Origin of the sequence: Arcanobacterium sp. S3PF19 (genome assembly GCF_000758825.1) — a bacterium.
GTDB lineage: Bacteria > Actinomycetota > Actinomycetes > Actinomycetales > Actinomycetaceae > Arcanobacterium_A.
In genome coordinates this window covers 1-19,095 of sequence record NZ_JRMX01000007.1, presented here as the reverse complement: position 1 = coordinate 19,095, position 19,095 = coordinate 1, and the positions used below count along the sequence as shown (strand labels likewise).

15 protein-coding genes and 1 tRNA gene are annotated in these 19,095 nt (G+C 56.8%); 7 read left to right on the top strand and 9 right to left on the bottom strand.

Translation table 11 applies throughout. The features are described from left to right. Positions 1-29 precede the first annotated feature (29 nt). Together HMPREF1631_RS01565 and HMPREF1631_RS01560 are read left to right on the top strand one after the other, a co-directional pair. Positions 30-103 (top strand) — tRNA-Met (locus HMPREF1631_RS01565). A 266-nt stretch (positions 104-369) separates the two neighbouring features. After that, on the top strand, positions 370-2,340 hold the full coding sequence (locus tag HMPREF1631_RS01560; RefSeq protein ID WP_034231749.1) for an OPT family oligopeptide transporter: 1,971 nt from the start codon (positions 370-372) through the stop codon (positions 2,338-2,340). Positions 2,341-2,479: 139 nt separating this feature from the next. On the opposite strand, the gene HMPREF1631_RS01555 is transcribed toward HMPREF1631_RS01560, so the two are convergent. The 3 genes from HMPREF1631_RS01555 to HMPREF1631_RS01545 are packed head-to-tail and all read right to left on the bottom strand — an operon-like array spanning position 2,480 to position 4,333. Beyond that, positions 2,480-2,974: a dihydrofolate reductase gene (locus HMPREF1631_RS01555; protein WP_034231610.1), complete on the bottom strand. Its 495-nt coding sequence runs from the start codon at positions 2,972-2,974 to the stop codon at positions 2,480-2,482. Positions 2,975-3,015: 41 nt separating this feature from the next. After that, entirely contained in the window at positions 3,016-3,825 is an 810-nt protein-coding gene (locus HMPREF1631_RS01550; protein ID WP_034231608.1) for a thymidylate synthase, read from the bottom strand. After that, the gene (locus HMPREF1631_RS01545) at positions 3,812-4,333 is read right to left on the bottom strand and encodes a DUF2505 family protein (RefSeq protein ID WP_034231606.1); all 522 of its coding nucleotides are present in this window, start codon (positions 4,331-4,333) and stop codon (positions 3,812-3,814) included. The genes HMPREF1631_RS01550 and HMPREF1631_RS01545 overlap by 14 nt, the downstream gene beginning before the upstream one ends. Before the next feature lie 37 nt (positions 4,334-4,370). On the opposite strand from HMPREF1631_RS01545, the gene HMPREF1631_RS01540 reads away from it, so the two are divergent. Then, positions 4,371-5,795: a sensor histidine kinase gene (locus HMPREF1631_RS01540; protein WP_034231603.1), complete on the top strand. Its 1,425-nt coding sequence runs from the start codon at positions 4,371-4,373 to the stop codon at positions 5,793-5,795. Between the two features lie 67 nt (positions 5,796-5,862). Here HMPREF1631_RS01540 and HMPREF1631_RS01535 read toward each other — a convergent pair whose 3' ends face one another. From HMPREF1631_RS01535 to HMPREF1631_RS06725, 5 genes are all read right to left on the bottom strand, one after another. Then, complete coding sequence (locus HMPREF1631_RS01535; protein WP_034231600.1) at positions 5,863-6,105, bottom strand: WhiB family transcriptional regulator; 243 nt, start codon at positions 6,103-6,105, stop codon at positions 5,863-5,865. Positions 6,106-6,227: 122 nt separating this feature from the next. Beyond that, positions 6,228-8,600, bottom strand: a complete 2,373-nt coding sequence (locus tag HMPREF1631_RS01530; RefSeq protein ID WP_232215393.1) for an FtsX-like permease family protein — start codon at positions 8,598-8,600, stop codon at positions 6,228-6,230. Between the two features lie 8 nt (positions 8,601-8,608). Then, positions 8,609-9,355: an ATP-binding cassette domain-containing protein gene (locus HMPREF1631_RS01525; RefSeq protein WP_034231596.1), complete on the bottom strand. Its 747-nt coding sequence runs from the start codon at positions 9,353-9,355 to the stop codon at positions 8,609-8,611. A gap of 39 nt (positions 9,356-9,394) precedes the next feature. Beyond that, positions 9,395-10,090 carry a response regulator transcription factor gene (locus HMPREF1631_RS01520; RefSeq protein WP_034231595.1) on the bottom strand — a complete coding sequence of 232 codons (696 nt, stop codon included), beginning with the start codon at positions 10,088-10,090 and terminating at the stop codon, positions 9,395-9,397. Then, a complete protein-coding gene (locus HMPREF1631_RS06725) occupies positions 10,083-11,288 on the bottom strand; it encodes a sensor histidine kinase (protein WP_052046933.1) in 1,206 nt (401 codons plus the stop codon). The genes HMPREF1631_RS01520 and HMPREF1631_RS06725 overlap by 8 nt, the downstream gene beginning before the upstream one ends. 112 nt (positions 11,289-11,400) lie before the next feature. On the opposite strand from HMPREF1631_RS06725, the gene HMPREF1631_RS01510 reads away from it, so the two are divergent. Further along, complete coding sequence (locus HMPREF1631_RS01510) at positions 11,401-13,908, top strand: NAD-dependent DNA ligase LigA (protein WP_034231592.1); 2,508 nt, start codon at positions 11,401-11,403, stop codon at positions 13,906-13,908. 37 nt (positions 13,909-13,945) lie between these two features. Here HMPREF1631_RS01510 and HMPREF1631_RS01505 read toward each other — a convergent pair whose 3' ends face one another. Then, positions 13,946-15,217 (bottom strand): phosphatidylserine/phosphatidylglycerophosphate/cardiolipin synthase family protein, encoded by a 1,272-nt coding sequence (locus HMPREF1631_RS01505; RefSeq protein WP_052046932.1) that lies wholly within the window; start codon positions 15,215-15,217, stop codon positions 13,946-13,948. 126 nt (positions 15,218-15,343) lie between these two features. On the opposite strand from HMPREF1631_RS01505, the gene gatC reads away from it, so the two are divergent. Genes gatC through gatB form a run of 3 tightly spaced genes read left to right on the top strand, consistent with a single transcriptional unit; the run spans position 15,344 to position 18,636 of the window. Further along, entirely contained in the window at positions 15,344-15,640 is a 297-nt protein-coding gene (gene gatC / locus HMPREF1631_RS01500) for an Asp-tRNA(Asn)/Glu-tRNA(Gln) amidotransferase subunit GatC (protein ID WP_034231590.1), read from the top strand. Beyond that, positions 15,641-17,146, top strand: a complete 1,506-nt coding sequence (gene gatA, locus HMPREF1631_RS01495) for an Asp-tRNA(Asn)/Glu-tRNA(Gln) amidotransferase subunit GatA (RefSeq protein WP_034231587.1) — start codon at positions 15,641-15,643, stop codon at positions 17,144-17,146. Further along, entirely contained in the window at positions 17,146-18,636 is a 1,491-nt protein-coding gene (gene gatB, locus HMPREF1631_RS01490) for an Asp-tRNA(Asn)/Glu-tRNA(Gln) amidotransferase subunit GatB (protein WP_034231585.1), read from the top strand. Before gatA ends, gatB begins: the two co-directional genes overlap by 1 nt. Positions 18,637-19,095 lie beyond the last annotated feature (459 nt).

Here is a 19,095-nt window from a genome sequence, read left to right as displayed (position 1 = left end):
ACGGATTCCGTTTAGAGTAGATGTGCCGACGCGGGGTGGAGCAGTTCGGTAGCTCGCCGGGCTCATAACCCGGAGGTCGCAGGTTCAAATCCTGTCCCCGCCACTGAACCGGATCCCGGGCTCACCGAGTCCGGGATCTGTTTTTCCTCCGCAGCGGGCCGCCCGCGCGGTGTCTTCTTTTCCGCATGGCCGGCGCTGTCTCCCGGCGGGGAAATTTTACTTTTATGTGCATACTTATTCACAGTTTCACGTTTCGCGTAGGCTTTTTCCGACATATAAAATATACTGGAAACACCACGTTTTAAGCTGTTTATTTTCATTGTATTTATGCATATAGGCGGCGTATCGGATGAAAAGAGGGATGTGGATTTGCCTCAGACAAAACAAAAAGCACCTCAGAGCGGTGTAAAAGAACTTACTCTTCGCGCCGTCATTATCGGCGGAATCATTACTTTAATTTTTACGGCTGCGAATACGTATCTCGGACTGAAAGTCGGCCTGACTTTTGCCACGTCGATTCCGGCCGCCGTTATTTCGATGGCGGTACTGCGTAATTTTGCCGGCCACACAGTAGTGGAAAACAACATTGTGCAGACTATTGCCTCTGCGGCCGGAACGCTTTCCGCTATCATTTTCGTTCTGCCCGGATTGGTGATGATCGGCTGGTGGAGCGGTTTTCCCTATTGGGTAACAATGCTGATCTGTGCCATAGGCGGCACGCTCGGCGTTATGTACTCCATTCCTTTGCGGCGGGCGCTGGTTACCGGTTCCGATTTGCCTTATCCCGAGGGCGTTGCAGCGGCCGAAGTGCTGAAAGTCGGCGACGAAAACGGCTCCGCGGAAGAAAACAAACGCGGGCTTGCTGTGATTATCCTGGGCTCGCTTGCTTCGGCCGGATATTCTCTTCTTACCGCGTTTAAGACGGTTGCCGGGTCGGTTTCTGCGGCATTCCATGTGGGTGCCGGCGGCACAATGTTCGGTGCCTCGCTTTCGATGGCTTTGATCGGCGTGGGGCATTTGGTCGGTCCGGCTGTGGGAATGTCGATGATTGTGGGACTTGTGATCTCATACGGAATTCTTTTGCCGACGTTTACGGCCGGAATGCTCAGCGGTCCGGAATCCGTTGCGGATGTTGTCGGCGGGGTATTCTCCTCGGATGTGCGTTTTGTGGGTGCCGGCGCAATGGCGGTGGCCGCAATTTGGACATTAATCAAAATTATCGGTCCCATTGTGCGCGGAATGAAGGAATCCCTGGCTTCCTCAAAGGCGCGCACGGGCGGCGAGGAAGTTCCGCTTACGGAGCGCGACATTCCCTTTAAGTGGGTTGCGGGCGTGACGATTGTTTCGATGCTTCCGATCGGTCTGCTGCTGTGGAATTTTTTGCGTAATTCCGCAATTGCGCACCATACGGTGTCGCTGCTGCTTCTGAGCGTAATTTTTGTGCTTCTTGCGGGACTGGTGATTGCCGGTATCTGCGGCTACATGGCCGGTCTGATCGGGGCCTCCAATTCCCCCATCTCGGGTGTGGGAATTATCGTGGTCATCGTTTCTTCGCTGCTGGTAATGCTGGTTACGGGAGACGAGAAAAACACGAATGCAACCGCGCTGATCGCCTACACGCTCTTTACCACGGCCATCGTATTTGGCATTGCAACCATTTCAAACGACAATCTGCAGGATCTGAAAACCGGGCAGCTGGTGGAGGCAACTCCGTGGAAACAGCAGGTGGCATTGGTGATCGGTGTAATTTTCGGTTCGCTGATTATTCCCCCCATTCTGCAGCTGATGATGACGGCCTTTGGTTTCCAGGGCATGGAAGGCGCGGGACCGGACGCACTGGCGGCTCCGCAGGCGGCACTGCTTTCCTCGGTTGCGAAGGGCATCCTCGGAGGCACCATCAACTGGTCTTATATCGGATTGGGCGCTTTGATCGGCGCGGTTGTGGTGATTGTCAATGAAATCCTGACCCACACCACCCGTTATTCCCTTCCTCCGCTTGCCGTGGGAATGGGTATGTATCTGCCCGTTACGCTCACGATTGTGATCCCGATTGGGGCCCTGATCGGCGTGCTCTACGACCGGTGGGCGCTCCGGCAGCGCAACGCGGAACGCGCAAAGCGTCTGGGAGTGCTGCTTGCTACGGGTCTGATAGTCGGAGAGTCGCTGTTTGGTGTGCTTAATGCGGGCATTATCGGCGCAACGTCGAATTCGGACGCACTGGCGATTATGCCCGAGTCCTTTGCCGGCGCGGCAACGCCGCTGGGCGTGATTGTGTTCGTGGTTTTGCTTGTTTTCGGCTACCGCCGTGTACAAAAGAAGTCACTGCAGCCCGAAGCATAATTACAAATCCGCGCGCCCCGCTCTGCCGTTTCCCGGAAAAGAGCGGGGCGCCGCCGTATCCGCGGCCCGCCTTTGCCGGCGCCGCAGGCAGCCAAAATGGGATAAAGCGGGTATGTTTGTGTTTGTTATGCGAAAACGGCTACCGGGAAATACCGTAAAACAGAAACCGGTATCTGATTCCGGTGCGGGAAGTCTGCCAGGGGCCGCACGTTTCGCACCGCCACTGTGTCCCGATTTTGGGCGCAAATGCGTCGGCGTCGGGTACGCGCAGATCAACCTGCGTTACGGCAAGTTTTTCGGCAAGGGGCAGAGCCTGCCGGTATATACTCGCCCCGCCGATAATCCAAACCTGCCGATCGTGCCCGAGCGCATAGGAACAGGCGTCGCACAGATCGGTGCGGACAGCGGCACCTGCGGCGGAAAACTGCCGGCTCCGCGTAACAACAACATTCAGTCTGCCGGGCAGCGGACGAAACTTTTCCGGCAGCGAATCCCATGTGCGTCTGCCCATAATCACCGGATGGCCGGCCGTTATCTGTCTGAAATGTGCCAAATCTTCGGGCAGACGCCAGGGCAGAGCCCCGTTTGTGCCGATTGCCCCGTCTTTGCCCTGTGCCCAAATTAAACCAATCATATTTCCTGCCGTGATGTGTCTGTGCGTCCCAAACGGAGGGTTTATACGGAAACGGGGGCGTGAATCGCCGGGTGGTGCCGATATCCCCGTGAAGCACGGATATCGTCCATTTCGTAGGTGAACAGGGAGGAAGCCTTCTTCAGTTCCAGCGTCGGGAAAGGATAGGGGGAACGCGAGATCTGTTCGCGCACCTGATCCAGGTGGTTGAGATAAATGTGGCAGTCTCCGCCCGTCCACACAAATTCCCCGACTTTTAGGCCGCACTGCTGGGCAAACATATGCGTAAGCAGTGCATAGGAAGCTATATTAAACGGCACGCCGAGGAACAGGTCTGCGGAGCGTTGGTAAAGCTGGCAGGAAAGAGTTCCCCCGGCAACGTAAAACTGGAAAAAAGCGTGGCAGGGCATCAGGGCCATTTTGTCCAATTCGGCCACATTCCATGCGGAAACAATAATGCGCCGGGAATCGGGATTGCTGCGCAGCATCTCCAGAACCTGCGAGATTTGGTCGATATGCCGCCCGTCGGGAGTCGGCCAGGAACGCCACTGCGCACCGTAAACGGGCCCCAAATCGCCGTTTTCGTCGGCCCATTCGTCCCAAATCGTGATCCCGTGTCTGTGCAGCCATCCGATGTTTGTCTCTCCGCGCAGAAACCAAAGCAGTTCCCCTTTCACGGATTTCATCGGCACAAATTTCGTGGTGATCCGGGGAAATCCCTCTTCGGCAAGATTAAAGCGCATCAGACGTCCGAACACGGAAATCGTGCCCGTGCCCGTGCGGTCGGCTTTCCGCGTTCCGTTTTGCAGCACGTCCGCCAGTAAATCCTCGTATTGTCGGTTAATCACGGTCATTGTCCGTTTCCTTATTTTCCGTTCCGTTTCCCGCCAGCTCTTCTATCAGGCGTTCTTCGTGCCGCAGTGCGCCCTGCAGCACGGATACAATTTTAGCTTCTACTGCCCTGCCGACAAACGGCACCCGCACTTCTGCCTTTCCCGTATATCTGACCGAAGTGACGTTTTCCCCGACTTGCGTGACCTGCCCCGACAGCTGCAGCGTAAGCGGAAGACCGGGCAGTTCGGGCGCAAAATCTATTTTTCCCGAAGGAAAGTAGGAAATACGGATACTGCCCTGCACGTGCGGCAGGCCGATAAAAGCGGCTGCGGCGGCGGGAAGCCTGTCGGCGGGAACCAGAAAGCGCGTTTCCGTGCATTTCGGTTCGGTGCCGGCAGCGGGGATGAAATCGGCGTATTTATCCGCGCCGAAGTATTTTATCCGCGCCCTGCCGAGTTCGCCGCCGCTGAGAATATCCATCACCCGGGCAAAACTGCCGTCGACGGTTTGCGACACTGAAATTTCCATATTTCCATTAAACACCAAAACGGCTTAAGGTGAGTATGTGCCAACATTAAACAACATTCTGAACCGTCTTCATACTTTTGCCCCGATGCAGGTCGAATGGCTGCATCAGCTTATTCGTGACTGGCAGGTCATTGCGGATCTGTCGTTTGCGGATCTGATGCTGTGCATTCCCGCCCGCGATACTTTCATTGTTGCCGCCCACGCCCGGCCCGCCACGGCGGGAACGCTGATTGAGCATGACGTTGTGACGGAAAAAGTCGACGGTGACATTGCGCGCTTCCTGGAGGAAGCGATCTGCGGAGACAAAATTACGCAATACCGTTCGCAGACGATTGCCCATGAATTTGTTCCCGTAAAATGCGGGGGAAAAAATATTGCGGTGCTCCATGTTCTGCGGGCCGTCCGTCCGGATCTGGTGCCTGCGCAAAATCAGCAGAATTACCACGATATTGTGCATGCGCTGCTGAAGATGGTCACTACGGGTGAATTTCCGATGGAAGACACCCCGACCGGTTACCGGCACGGCACGCCGCGCGTATCCGACGGCGTGCTGCATCTGAACGAAGACGGGATGGTGCTTTACGCGAGTCCGAATGCGGTGTCCAATTTTCGGCGGCTGGGAATAGACAAACCTTTGGCAGGCGCTGTGCTGGCCGAAGAAGTGACGGAGCTGATCGAGGATTACGCGGTGCCCGATGAGGCGCTCCCCTTGGTACTGATGGGCAGACAGGCCTGGATTGCGGAGTTTGAGGCGCATCAGGTGATTGTTTCAATGCGTGCCATTCCGCTGCTGGAAAACGGGCGTCGGCTGGGAGCGGTTCTGCTCACGCGGGACGTAACCGAAATTCGCCGTCATGAGCAGCAGCTGCTCTCAAAAGACGCAACGATTCGGGAAATCAACCACAGAGTGAAAAACAATCTGCAGACAGTCTCTGCTCTGCTGCGGCTGCAGGCGCGCCGGGTTGTAAACGAGGAAAGCCGCAAGGCACTGGAACAGGCACAGCGCAGAGTGTCGATGATTGCGATCGTGCACGAGGGGCTGTCGCAGAACATAAACGAAGTCGTTGAGTTTGACGAAGTGTTCGGCTCTCTGCTGCGTACCGTGCGCGATATTGCCGTGACCGACGAACAGGTGGAGATCCGTTTCCTGGGTTCGTTTGGAAAAGTGCGTGCCGAGCAGGCCACGGCATTGGCGGTAGTGCTCAATGAAATTATTTCCAACGCGATTGAGCACGGTCTGCGCCGGGGAGGCGAAGTTGAAGTCTGTGCCGGGCGCGAGGGCAATATCCTGGATCTGAAAATAAAAGACAATGGGTGCGGGATGACGGACGGCGGCCCCGGCAACGGTCTGGGGACGCAGATTGTGAAAACGCTTGTGCGCACCGAATTAAACGGAAAAATAGAGTGGCTGCAGCCTCCGCAGGGTGGCACGTGCGTGCACGCCGTCTTGCATCTGCGTTAAATCGGCAGTAAGCCGCCCGGCGCGGACCGACGGGAAAATTTTTACGTGCGGGAAACGGGTGCGGATATCAGGCGCGGCGGCGCAGCGCACGGCGTCGGATAACGCGGCGTTCCTCTTCGCCCAGACCGCCCCATACGCCGGCGTCCTGGTTGGTGTCCAGGGCCCATTTCAGGCAGGTTTCGATTACATCGCAGGTGCGGCAGACGGCTTTCGCGTGTTCGGTCTGTTTCAAAGCGGCACTGGAGCTGCCAATCGGGAAGAACAGTTCCGGGTCTTCATTCAAACACGCTGCCTTGTGACGCCAATCCATTTTCAGCTCCTTCGAATACGCCGTAAAAGTATTCGCTTTTTAGATTTTCCTCTTCTGTATCTATCCACTGTTTCAGGTTTGACGCCGCTTGTAAAGAGAAGGAGGGAGGATTATCGGTAAGGTCACAGTTCTTCCTGAACAGCAGGGTCTGCGGGGCGGATTTTCCGCAGATAAAACGTAATGCAGATGTTTACGGTCAGGGCGGAGAGAAACAGAACCGCAAAGACCCATTTCCACGGAAGAATCCAAAACCATGAGTGCCTGTAGGCGTCCGTGAAATACCGTGCGAGAATTATCCCGGAGAAAATCCCTGCCGCCAAACCGAAGACCACCGGGATGAGCGCGGTACGCACAACCCTGCTCCTGATTTTGCGGCGCAGCCGGCGCGGCGTGAGCCCGCACAGCTGCAGAGTCATTATTTCGTATCGGGACAGCCTGCAGTGCGCGCCAAGAACAGCTGCGGTGTAGATGAGGGAAATCCCAAGTACCGCGCACAGCACGGTCAGCGTCAGCAGCGTGACAAGATGGTTGTTTATTCCCGTGGGCGTATTTTCCGCGGTGAGAATAAATTCGGGGGAAATGCCTGCCGGCAGGCGCCTTTTCAGATTCTGCACGGTCCGCGCCGGATTCGTCCGGGCTTTTTCCGTAAACTGTACCAAAATTTTATCGGGAAGGTGTCCGCCTGCCGCCTTCCCCAAATCGGCGGGATGTATCGTATGAATATAGAATTCACGCCCGGCTGCGCCTGCGGGAAAATCGGGGGCGGCGGCCGCGGCGGAGACAGACAGAATTCCCGAAATGTCGGGATCCGCCGCCACGGATTTTAAAATCCGCGGCCCGATTTTTCCCTTTCCCTGCGCGGACTGAATCAGAACGTCGTAGGAAAACGGGCGGTACTCCGGTTCGCGGGCGCCGTGGCCGGAGACGGAAATAAAAGTTTCCAAAGCAAATACTGCCGCCGTAAGTCCGATAATCAAAATTGCACCGAAATGAATGCGGAAAAAATGTGTTTCGGTAACGCGCAGGCGCCGCAGAAAGGAGCGGGGGAGTTTGGGCCCGGGTGTCTGCCGGCGCGGAAATTTTTTGGGATGCAGATAGACCAGCGCGGAGAACAGCGTAACGGCAGTTAAAAATACCGCCGCCAGCATTCCGATCAGCGTAAGGCTGTCCGCCGTGTTTTCCGGGGATGCCACGAAGAGCAGATTCTCGCAGATAATCAGTGCGTAATAGATAAAAACCGCAAACAGCAAAGTGCCCGATATGTTAATTGCAGCCAGCGCGGGAATTCGCGGTTCGCGCGCCGGACTTTCCGTTCCCTGCGGCAGCGGGCGCAGATAAAACAGCCGGTGGGAAGAAAAGCATTTCAAAACCGATACGGAAAGCACGGCAAAAGCAATTCCCGTGCCGCAGAGGGTGCAGAGAAGCGCCGCTGTCGGATAATCGTATCCGCTGAGCATCCCGGGGCGCGGGCGGCCGGCGGAAATAATGAAAGATCCGCCGGGAAGAGAGGAAATGAGTGAAAACAGTGCCTGTTCAAATCCGCGGGCGAGGGCGATTCCCAAAGCCGTGCCGGCAAAAGTACATAAAAACGCCCGGGCCATTTCGATTTGCACAACCTGTGTGCGCCGCGCGCCGAGCAGAAGCATCTGCTGCGGAAAACGGAATGAGTTTCGCTGCAGGCAGCAATATGCCAATATCACAGAGAACAGCGAAAGCATGAGCGGCAGAGCCAAAATCCAGTGCAGCGAGGATTTCAGGTATGCCTGTGTGCCGTGCTGCGCGGAGAACAGCCGGGCCCGGTATTGGGATGCTGTGGTTATGTCCGTGCCTCCGAGGGCGCGGATTTTTGTTTTCAGTGTTTCCCCCGCAACCGTGTTTTTGGCATGAACCACAACCGCGTATGCCGAAGAGGATTCGGCCGCGCGGGAAATATGCGGACGGAGAAGGGGGATTTGCGTGGTGAGGATTTCGGCTTCGCGCGGCCGCGCGGCAAGCGGGCTGCGTGTGTAGATCCCGGAAACGGACATTTTTTGGGCATGGTGTTTCGGCCCCCGGGCGGGGAAAAGCATCAGGGTATCGCCGGGATATATTTTGAATATCCGCGACACCGCGCGCGAGATTAAAATTTCATTTTGTTTTTTGGGATATTTCCCTGCCGTGATTTCTATGGTCCCGTCCTGCCCGGGAACCAGGGACGAAGCCTTTATGTCCAGCACGCGGTTCCGGGCGGCTGCCGATACGGGGACGGACTGACGGATATATGCCCGGTCTGTCTGCGGGAGTGCGGAAACGGAGCGCAGACATTCCGCTGCGGAAATTTTGGGGCAGGAAACGCGGAACGTGAAATTTTCCGCGGTTTTGTGCACCGAATTTATCAGCGCGATATGCAGGAAAGGGGAAACGGAGAGATAAAGCAGCAGAAAGAAGGCGAGGGAAACCGTGGAGAGGAAGGTGAAAAAATATTTTTTTCGGATTTTGGCCGGCATTTTTGCCATGGAAAAAATCATGGCGTTCCGTCCTTAGCCGCGTCCATGGCCAAAATGACCGAGTTCAGTGTGGGATTTTGAATCTGCCCGTAAATTTTCCCCTCGGAAAGCAGATATACGGTGTCGGCCGCCACCGCGAGGAAGGGGTCCGAAGTTGCGGCAAAGACGGTCATGCCGAAATCGCGCACGGCCAAACGCAGATATGAGGCAATTTCGTTGACTTCCCGCTCGGAGAGGTGCCATGTGGGGTCGTCGCACAGAAGAAGTTTTGTGCGGGCGATCAACGCACGCGCAATTGCCGCGGTGTAATGGGTTTTTGGCGCAAGCGTATCCGGCATGGATGCGAGGAACGGACGGAGACCGAAGAAGTCGGTTATTTGTTCGGCCTGCTGCCGCTCCGGCTGTTTTTTTGCCAGCAGGTACGGCAGGAAAAGATTTGTTTCCAGATCGAGAGTGGAAATGAGATTTCCGGAAGGGAAAACGGCAGACAGAACGGTTCTTCTGAATTCTGCCATTTTCGCGGCGGGAAGGGAGAAAATGTCTGTGCCGAAAATTTCTGTCTGCCCCCGGTCAGGTTTCGCCACTCCCAGAAGAATTTCGGTCAGAGCCGTTTTTCCCGAACCGGAATTCCCCAAAAGGGCGGTGAAACTCCCGGGCGGAATTTTCAGACCGATATTTTCCAGCACGGAAATTTCTTTCTCGTCCGAAAACACCGATTTTCGCACGCCGTGGCAAAAAACGGCTTCCTGCGCAAAAATGCCCATCCTGTGGTTCCTGCCTATTTCCCGTTTGCTCCTGCCGTTTTACTCTTCGCCGGGCCGTACCAGACCCGCCTGATAGGCGATCACAACCGCCTGGACGCGGTCGCGTGCGCCGAGTTTGGCGAAAATCCGGCTGATATGCGACTTCACCGTCGCTTCGGCCAAAAACAGCTTCTGTGCAATCTCCCTGTTGGAAAGGCCTTTTGCGGCTAAAGTCAGCACTTCCTGTTCCCGTTCGGAGAGCCCGGCGACCAGCTGCGGATTAATCATTCTGGCCTGCACCGCCTCCGCGGCCAGATAGTCCACCAAACGTTTCGTGGACGAGGGCGCAATCACGGCTTCTCCCCTGTGCACGGTTCTGATTGCGTGCAGCATTTCGTCCGGCGGGGCGTCTTTGAGCAGAAAACCGGATGCGCCGGCTTCGATCGCGCTCATCATATATTCATCCAGGTCAAAAGTAGTGAGGATAATAATTTTCGGCGTGACTCCGTGGGGAAATTCCGTTTTTGCGATTTTTGAGGTGGCCTCGATTCCGTTCATGTGCGGCATACGCACATCCATCAGGATGATATCGGCCGGCACCAGCGACAGACGTTCCAAAGCCTGGGCTCCGTCTCCCGCTTCCATCACCACTTCCATGTCCGGCTGCGAATTGATCACGAGAGAAAAACCGTTGCGGACCAGTGCCTGGTCATCGGCAAGCGCAACCCGGATTTTTGCGGGATTTTCTTTATTCATCGTTCTCCTTTTCCCTCTCGGGAGTCTGTGATTTCGGCAGGGGGATAAAAGCGCTTACTTTAAAGCCGCTTCCGGTCAGCGGTCCCGCCTCCACGTTGCCGCCAAACAGCGCGGCGCGTTCCTGCATTCCCATTATCCCATGTCCTTTCCCGTCGTTATGCGCTGCCGCTCCGCGTCCGTCGTCCGTAATTTCCAGGATGATGCTGCCTGTTTTCCATTTTAGCAGTACGGAAATATTGGCGTACGGACCTGCGTGCTTCAGTGCGTTGGTGACGGCTTCCTGGCATATCCTATACAGCGCGTTGCCCAAACCGACGGGCAGCGGCTGCGGAGTGCCGATCTTTATGAAGGATATCCGGGCGCCGGAGTGCCGGACCGTTTCCACAAGATGTTCGAGGTCGTCTGCGGCCGGCTGGGGGCGGAGCGGTTTGCGGGTTTCCTGCGGATCGCGCAGCACGCCGATGATCGAACGGATGTCCGCAAGTGCCGCCCGCGACATTTCGCTGATTGTTTCGAGTGCGGTCTGCGCGGCGGCGGGATCCGTCTGCGCGGCGTATCTGCCTCCGTCTGCCTGTGCGATCACGACCGAGAGTGTGTGGGCTACGATATCGTGCATTTCACGGGCGATGCGGGTCCGTTCGGTGTTGACCGCGAACTGGGCGTCGCGCAGCTGTTCGTTTTCGCGCTGTCTGGCCACGAGCAGCCGGGTTTCTTTTTCGGATATCCGCATCCGGTGCACGGTGGCCGCGGCAAACGTGATCAGTACCAGCAGTTCGGGGAAAATGCAGAGAGTAATGTTGCCAAAATCGCGGTAATACAGAATTCGGGGCACGGCAAAGAGTGCGGTGAGGGTGCCCGCGCCGAAAAGAGTGAAATACCGCATTGCGCGCCGCGCATTTAACGCGGCGGCGTAAACAACGAAAAGAAGTGTGAAATCGCAGGGAAAAATATCGAAAGGAGCAAAGAGATAGCGCAGAAACAGAGTGGAAAACATCAGCAGGAGAGCCGGATTTAAGAATTTTCTGTACAGAAGAATTCCCGCGGTGTTGCAGATTCCCAGAATGCATACGATACCCGGAAGAAAATCCATATACAGCGCGTACTGCAGCGTGAGCACCCAGAGAAAAAGACCGATTAAAGCAAAGAGCACGTCTATGGGCTGAAACCATAACGTATTTTTTGCACCTGTGTTCCGCATACTGTAAAGGATACTGTGTTTGGGCGCGGCGCGTAACCCGCTTCCGGGCAATCCGTATCCGCGGCGGAAAAAGGAGGAAAAAATCGGGGGAGGAATTCGGTAGAATACAGATATGTGCGAGAATTTGGATCCGACACAGGCGCGCGGGGAATGGGAACGTCTGGCAAAGCTGCTCAGTGCGGCACAGACTGCATATTACGGCGGCGGCGAGCCGATTATGGTTGATGCCCGTTACGACTGCCTGATTCACAGGATGAGAACATTGGAAGATATGTTTCCCCGGCTGTGGACGCCGGAATCTCCGACGATGAAAGTCGGCGCGAAACCGGCAAAAGCCGATTCCTCCACACTTAGGCACAGGGAACGGATGTATTCGCTGCAGGATGTGTTTTCAAAATCCGAACTGCGTGCATGGTTTGAGTCTATCCGCGCGGAAGTGCCGGAAAACAGCAAATATACGGTTGAGGTAAAAATCGACGGTCTGGCATTAAACCTCACCTACCGCGACGGAGTATTGGATACGGCCGCAACGCGGGGAGACGGCGTAACCGGAGAGGATGTAACGCGCAGTGCGCTCGCTATTTCCGCCATTCCCCGGCGTCTGAAGGGCGATGATTTCCCGCACCTGATCGAAGTGCGCGGAGAGGTATTTTTCCCGATTGCGGCGTTTCGTGAATTTAACGAAAACGTGGCGCGCCGCAATGCGCAGACTGAAGCGCGCCGGGAGCGGATACGGGAAAAAAATAAGCAGATACGCAGGGAAAACGCCCGGATCAGAGCGCTGAACGAAACGCTGCCCGAGCAGCGGCGTCTGCCTGAGCATCCGCTGATCCGCGCGGAGCGGAAACTGAAGGTGTTTGCCAACCCGCGCAATGCGGCGGCGGGATCTCTGCGTCAGGACGACGTTACGGGCTTCGCGATACGTTCGCTGTCTTTTATAGCGCACGGTATCGGTGCCGTTGAGGGGGCCTCGGAGGATCTGCTGCGCACACTGTCGCGTCAGGAGCAGGTGTATGCGCAGTTTTCGCGCTGGGGTCTGCCGATATCCCCGCAGACCAAAGTGGTCTCCTCAATGGAGGAAATCGGGGATTTTCTGGACTTTTACGAACACCGGCGGATGAGTCTGGCACATGAATTCGACGGTGTGGTGATTAAGCTGGAAGACCGCGCGCTGCAGAAACGTGTGGGATTTACTTCGCGCGTGCCCAAATGGGCCGTTGCCTATAAATTTCCCCCGACGGAAGTGCAGACGCGTCTGTTGGATATTCGCGTTCAGGTAGGGCGAACGGGGAGAGTAACGCCGTATGCGGTGATGGAGCCGGTGCAGATAGACGGCTCGACGGTTTCGCAGGCGACGCTGCACAATCCGACGGAAGTAAAACGCAAAGGCGTACTGATCGGAGATATCGTAATTTTACGCAAAGCGGGCGACATCATCCCGGAAGTGGTCGGGCCTTTGAAATCCGCCCGAACCGGGAGCGAGCGTCCGTTTGTGATGCCTTCGCGCTGCCCGGAGTGCGGATCGGCGGTACGCCCCGCCAAAGCCGGAGATGTGGATCTGCGCTGTGAAAACGCCAAATCGTGTCCCGCGCAGCTGGCGCAGAGGATCGTGCATATAGGTTCCCGGGGAGCTTTGGACATCGAGGCGTTGGGCGAGGAAACCGGGCAGTGGCTGGCCCGCCCGGACCGTTTCCGCTCCGATGCGCTGCTTGCCCTGGCTACGGGTCGGAGCATTTCCTATGAGATCGGCCCGGGGGAGATACGTGAGCTGCGCTTCACTCCCGAGAAACTCATAGAATTGGGAATCACGGACGGCGGGGGCGCGATTTTGCATCCGCAGCAGATTATTCCCCCGGAAGTTTTGGAGAAATACAGGATTCCTTCTCCGCAGAAAGCGGTATTGGACTCCGAAGCCGGACTTTTTGAACTGGACGCAAAAAAGCTGGAGCATTTGGCGCAGTGGCAGGAAATCCGCAAAGACGGGGAAGCGACGGGCGATTACCGTTATGTTCGCACGGCCTGGACCGCTCCCGGGGCAAATGCCGTTTCCGGGCCCACCAAGACCACGCTGAAAATGCTTGGGCAGCTGGAAAAGGCGAAAAAGAAAGAACTGTGGCGCAAAATAGTGGCGTTAAACATCCGTCATGTGGGTCCGGTGGCCGCCAAGTCTCTGGCGGGGCAGTTCGGATCCCTGGATGCGATGCGCGCCGCGGGCGTCGACGGACTCTCCGCGGCAGAAGGCGTGGGAGAAATTATTGCCCGTTCTTTTATCGGCTGGTTTTCCCAAGACTGGCACCGGGAGATCGTCAGCCGCTGGGAAAACGCGGGAGTTGTGTTTGCGCAGCCGGATGTGCCCCGCAAGCCGGAAGAAAAACAGACGCTGAAAGGAATGACGGTCGTGGCTACGGGCACACTGCAGGGCTTTACGCGGGAGACGGTGAAAGAGGCGATAGAAAGCCACGGAGGAAAGGCAACGGGATCGGTGTCGAAAAAGACCACGGCGGTTGTGGCCGGCGAAAATGCCGGTTCCAAAGCGGCAAAGGCCCGCGATCTGGGAATTCCGGTGCTCACGGAAGAACAGTTCGTGCGGCTGATGGATACGGGCGTGCTGCCGGATTAAGCGCTCTGCCGGCCGATTAACCGGCGCGTCGGTTCGCTCAGAGCAGCGGCCCGAGAGGACGCAGAATTTTTTCCCCCAGCCGGGGCCAGAAGCCGCGCCGTTCCCACTGCCGTAAAGTAAGCTCCCGGGAATTGGACATGTCCACGGCAAACGCCGCTTCCATGGCGGAAGCCATCTGCTGTCCGTAGATTTCGAGGTTTACCTCAAAATTTCCCGACATCGACAGCCGGTCGATATTGGTTGTGCCCACGGTCGACCACTGCCCGTCGGCAGTCATGGTTTTGGCGTGAACCATTGCGTGACGGTAAAGAAAAATACGCACTCCCGCCTGCAGCAGTTCGGTGTAGTGCGGGCGGCTGACCCAGTCGGCGACGATATGGTTTGAAAACTGCGGCACCAAAATCCGTACGTCCACGCCGCGCCGCGCCGCCTGTATCAGAGACCGTTTCAGGCCGTCGTCGGGAATAAAATACCCCATTGTGATCCAAATGTGGTGGGAAGAACGGTCGATTGCCGCCAAATATGCCGAGCGTACGGGATAGGAGTTAAAGGCCGGTGTGTTTGTCAGTGCCCGAAGTTTCGGATTCCAGGTGCCGGAGCCGGAATCCGTCAGCTCCGGCTGCCGTTTCGGACTGCGGTAGAGATTCCACATATCGACAAACGTATTCTCCAGCTCCCACACCTCGGGTCCGGCAATTCTGACGTGGGTGTCGCGCCAGTGTCCGGCGTAGAGTTTTCCGATATTGTATCCGCCCACGAATCCCACTTTGCCGTCGATACACAGAATTTTGCGGTGGTCGCGCCCTTTCTGGCGCGGATTTCCCGTCAGGATTCCCGGGCGGATCAGGGGGAACCTAATTACGTGCAGATTTTCCAGCGGCGGGTAGCGGTAAAACTTCCGCCGCTGATTCAGATTTCCCCACGAGTCGATCAGAATATACACCTCTACGCCACGGATGGCGGCCCTGATCAGCGCTTCTTTGAACCGGTGCCCGATCGGGTCGTCTTTCATGATAAACATTTCAAAGAAAATATATTTTTTTGCCGATTCAATCTCTTTCAGCTGCGCCTCGTACAGATGTCCGCCGTAGGTGAACAGGGTGATATTTGTTTCCCGCAGCTGAAAACTGCGCGGCTTTTCGTAGGGAAACAGACCGCTTTGCGGGTGGCGGCGTTTGCGGTGTTCGTCAATCGCCAAAATTGTGCCAATCGCCGTCGACTGCGCGGCGAACAGTGTGAGCACACCCAGTTTAAGAACGTGTTTCAGTGATTTTGTGCCTGTTCCGCGCACATTTTCAATCCACCCCATAGCCACAGTTTAATGCAATGCCGGCAAAAAAGCAGTGCCCGCGGTGTGGGGGGGGGAAGAGAACAGGTAACGGACCGGATAGCGTGCCCGGTTGGAGAAGAAGTGTTTAACGCATAGAATGTAGGTATGTCGTCATTTTCTAAAGAAGAGGTCGCCCGTGTGGCAGACCTAGCACGTATTGCCCTGACGGAAGAGGAAATTGCGCAGTTTGCAAAGGAACTGGACGTGATTTCCGACGCCGTCGCAAAAGTTTCCGAGATTGCCGCCGCCGGCGTTCCGGCCACGTCGCATCCCATTCCGCTTGTGAATGTGATGCGCGAAGACGTTGTCGGCCCGTTGCTGAACCGTGATGAGGTTCTGGCGGGTGCTCCCGAACAAGAGGACGGAAAATTCTCTGTACCGCAGATTCTGGGGGAGGAATAAATGAAGGACTTTCTGCGTAAATCGGCACGTGAACTGGCACGTGCCCTACAGACGGGCGAGCTGTGTTCCACAGAGCTCACCCGGGCGTATCTGGACCGGATCGATGCGCTTAACCCGAAATTGAACGCGTTCCTGTATGTGGACAGGGAAGGGGCCCTGGAAGCGGCAAAGCAGGTGGACGCGGACCGCGCCGCGGGCAGGGATCTTCCCGAATTTGCCGGCGTGCCGATTGCCCTGAAAGACAATATGTGCCAGCGCGGTATTCCCACCACCTGCGGCTCGAAAATGCTGGAAGGCTGGAAGCCGCCTTACGACGCCACGGTTGTAAAGCGTTTGTATGCGGCGCGGATGCCTATTTTGGGGCATACCAATATGGATGAGTTTGCAATGGGTTCGTCCACCGAACATTCCGCTTTCGGCGTTACCCGCAACCCCTGGGATCCGCAGAGAATCCCGGGCGGAAGCGGCGGCGGGTCTGCGACTGCGGTCGCTGCCCTGCTCGCGCCCTGGGCGCTTGGTTCCGATACCGGCGGATCAATCCGCCAGCCGGGGGCAATGACCGGAACGGTCGGCGCCAAACCGACTTACGGTGCCGTTTCGCGTTACGGCCTGATTGCGATGGCTTCCTCGCTGGATCAGATCGGCCCGGTCACGCGCACGGTGGCCGACGCCGCCGCGCTGCAGAAAATTATCGGCGGTCACGATCCGCTGGATTCCACATCTCTGCCGGATGAGAAATCCTGCCTGCTGCAGGCGGCGAATGAGGGGAGCGCAAAGACTGATCTGAGCGGAATGCGTTTTGGTCTGGTGACGGAGATGATGGGAGAAGGGTATTCTTCCGGAGTGCTGTCCGTATTCCGCCGGGTGGTTGAGGAGATTAGGGCGCGCGGCGCGCAGATTACGGAAGTTTCCTGTCCTTCGCTGGATTATGCTTTGGGTGCGTATTATCTGATTATGCCGGCGGAGGTGTCTTCGAATCTGGCACGTTTTGACGGCGTACGCTACGGCAACAGGGTTTTGCCGAAGTCCGGCCCGGTTACGGCGGAGACGATGATGCGTGCCACGCGGGAAACGAATTTCGGCACCGAGGTGAAGCGCAGGATTATTTTGGGCACGCATGCGCTTTCGGCAGGTTATTACGATGCGTATTACGGTTCGGCGCAAAAAGTGCGCACGCTGGTGCAGCGTGATCTGGCGGCGGCTTTCGGCCAATGCGATGTGCTTCTGTCTCCGACTTCCCCCACAGTCGCTTTCAGGTTCGGGGAAAACACACATGATCCGATGGCGATGTATATGAACGATATTGCCACCATTCCGGCCAATCTTGCCGGCGTGCCGGCGATGACCGTGCCGGGAGGTCTGTCCGAGGGGCTTCCCGTGGGTGTGCAGATTATTGCGCCCGCACACGAAGACGCGCGTATGTATAAGTACGCCGCCGTTGTGGAAGCGCTTGCGCACAGCGATGGGATACAGTGCCCGATTGACGCTTTGGAGGAAAACGCATAATGGATGAGCTGCTTGAATATGAAGATGCGGTAAAACATTTCGATCCCGTTTTGGGTTTGGAAGTGCACGTGGAGCTGGCCACCGTAACGAAAATGTTTGATGCCGCCCCGAACGCATTCGGGGGAGAGCCGAACACCTACGTCACGCCCGTTTCTCTCGGTATGCCGGGCGCACTGCCGGTGGTAAACAGACGCGCAATCGAATATGCTATCCGTCTGGGTCTGGCACTGAACTGTAAGATCGCCAAATCCTGCCGTTTTGCCCGGAAAAATTATTTTTACCCCGACCTGTGCAAGAATTTCCAGACTTCGCAGTCCGACGAGCCGTTGGCCTACGACGGCTATCTGGATGTTGAGCTGGACGACGGCACCGTTTTCCGGGTGAACATCGAACGTGCCCACGTGGAGGAAGATGCCGGGAAGAATACCCATGTCGGCGGGGAAGGCCGGATTCAGGGCGCAAGGTATTCGCTGGTAGATTACAACCGCGCAGGTGTTCCGCTGGTGGAAATCGTTACCCGGCCGATCGAAGGCGCCGGCGCGCGCGCTCCCGAAGTGGCTGCGAAGTATGTGCAGGCAATCCGCGATATTGCGCGGGCCATCGGAGTTTCCCAGGCCCGCATGGAACGTGGGAATGTCCGTGCGGATGTAAATGTTTCGCTTCGCGATACGCCGGATTCGCCGCTTGGTACGCGTACCGAAACAAAAAACGTGAATTCTTTCCGTGCCGTGCACCGAACCGTGGAGTACGAAATCTGCCGACAGGCCGCTGTTTTGCGCCGCGGGGAAAAAGTTTTGCAGGAAACCCGGCATTGGCAGGAGTCTAATTCGACAACGCTTTCCGGGCGCGTGAAATCCGATGCCGACGATTACCGCTATTTCCCCGAACCGGATTTGGTTCCGATTGCCCCGGCAGAGGAATGGGTAGAAGAGATTCGCAAATCGCTGCCCGAACTTCCTGCGGCGAAGCGCAGGCGGCTGCTGGAGCAGTGGGGTATTTCCGAGCTGGAAATGCGCGATGTGGTCAATTCCGGTGCCCTGGATCTGATCGAGGAGTCGGTCCGCGCAGGGGCCTGCGCGGCCGGTGCACGCAAGTGGTGGATGGGTGAGCTGTCGCGATATGCCAAAGACCACGGGACGGAACTGTCTGATGTGCCGATTTCGCCTGCGGCCGTTGCCGAGCTGGACGCACTGGTGAGGGATGGGAAACTGACCGACAAACTTGCCCGCCGGGCGCTTGAGGGAGTGCTTGCGGGAGAAGGCAGCCCCGCCGATGTGGTGCGGGCCAGAGGTCTGGAGGTTGTTTCCGACGACGGCAGTCTGCTGGCGATTATCGACGGCGCCCTGGAGCAGCAGCCGGATGTTGCGCAGAAGATCCGTGACGGAAAAGTTCAGGCTGCGGGCGCGATTGTGGGCGCGGTGATGAAGGCTACGCACGGCAAGGCAGATGCCGCAAGAGTGCGTGAGCTGATTATGGAACGTGTGAAGTAGGCAACCCGGCGCGCCGCATAGCGTGCAGAGAGAGTCAAAACCCGGTGGGCGGGCGGATTTTCCGCCCGCCCGCTTCGTTGTTTTTGCCGGGCCGTACAGGGAAAAGAGTGCCTGTTTTCTGTATCCTGCGGCACAGTTTTTTCTGCGTGTGAAGAGGTGTTTTTGCGGAAAATCCCGTAATTTCGGGGAAAACCGAAGCCGGCGGAAACACGGGCGCAAAGGGTGTGAGCGGCAACACCCGCATGCGGTTTGACGCAGGTGGGAAAAGTACGTAAAGTTTTTGTTTGTCGCCAAGAGCGAGTCGGAAATCGGCTCAAAGGGTGATACGGTTTGAATCCTTTTCGAGATTCGATTTGAATTCTTGAAAAAGAGATGGTAAACTGGTTAAGTTGCTTCTGCGGAAGCGCCTCTCCGGTGGCCTGTTTTTTGTGGGTTGTTGGGTGTGGGTGTGTTGTTTGG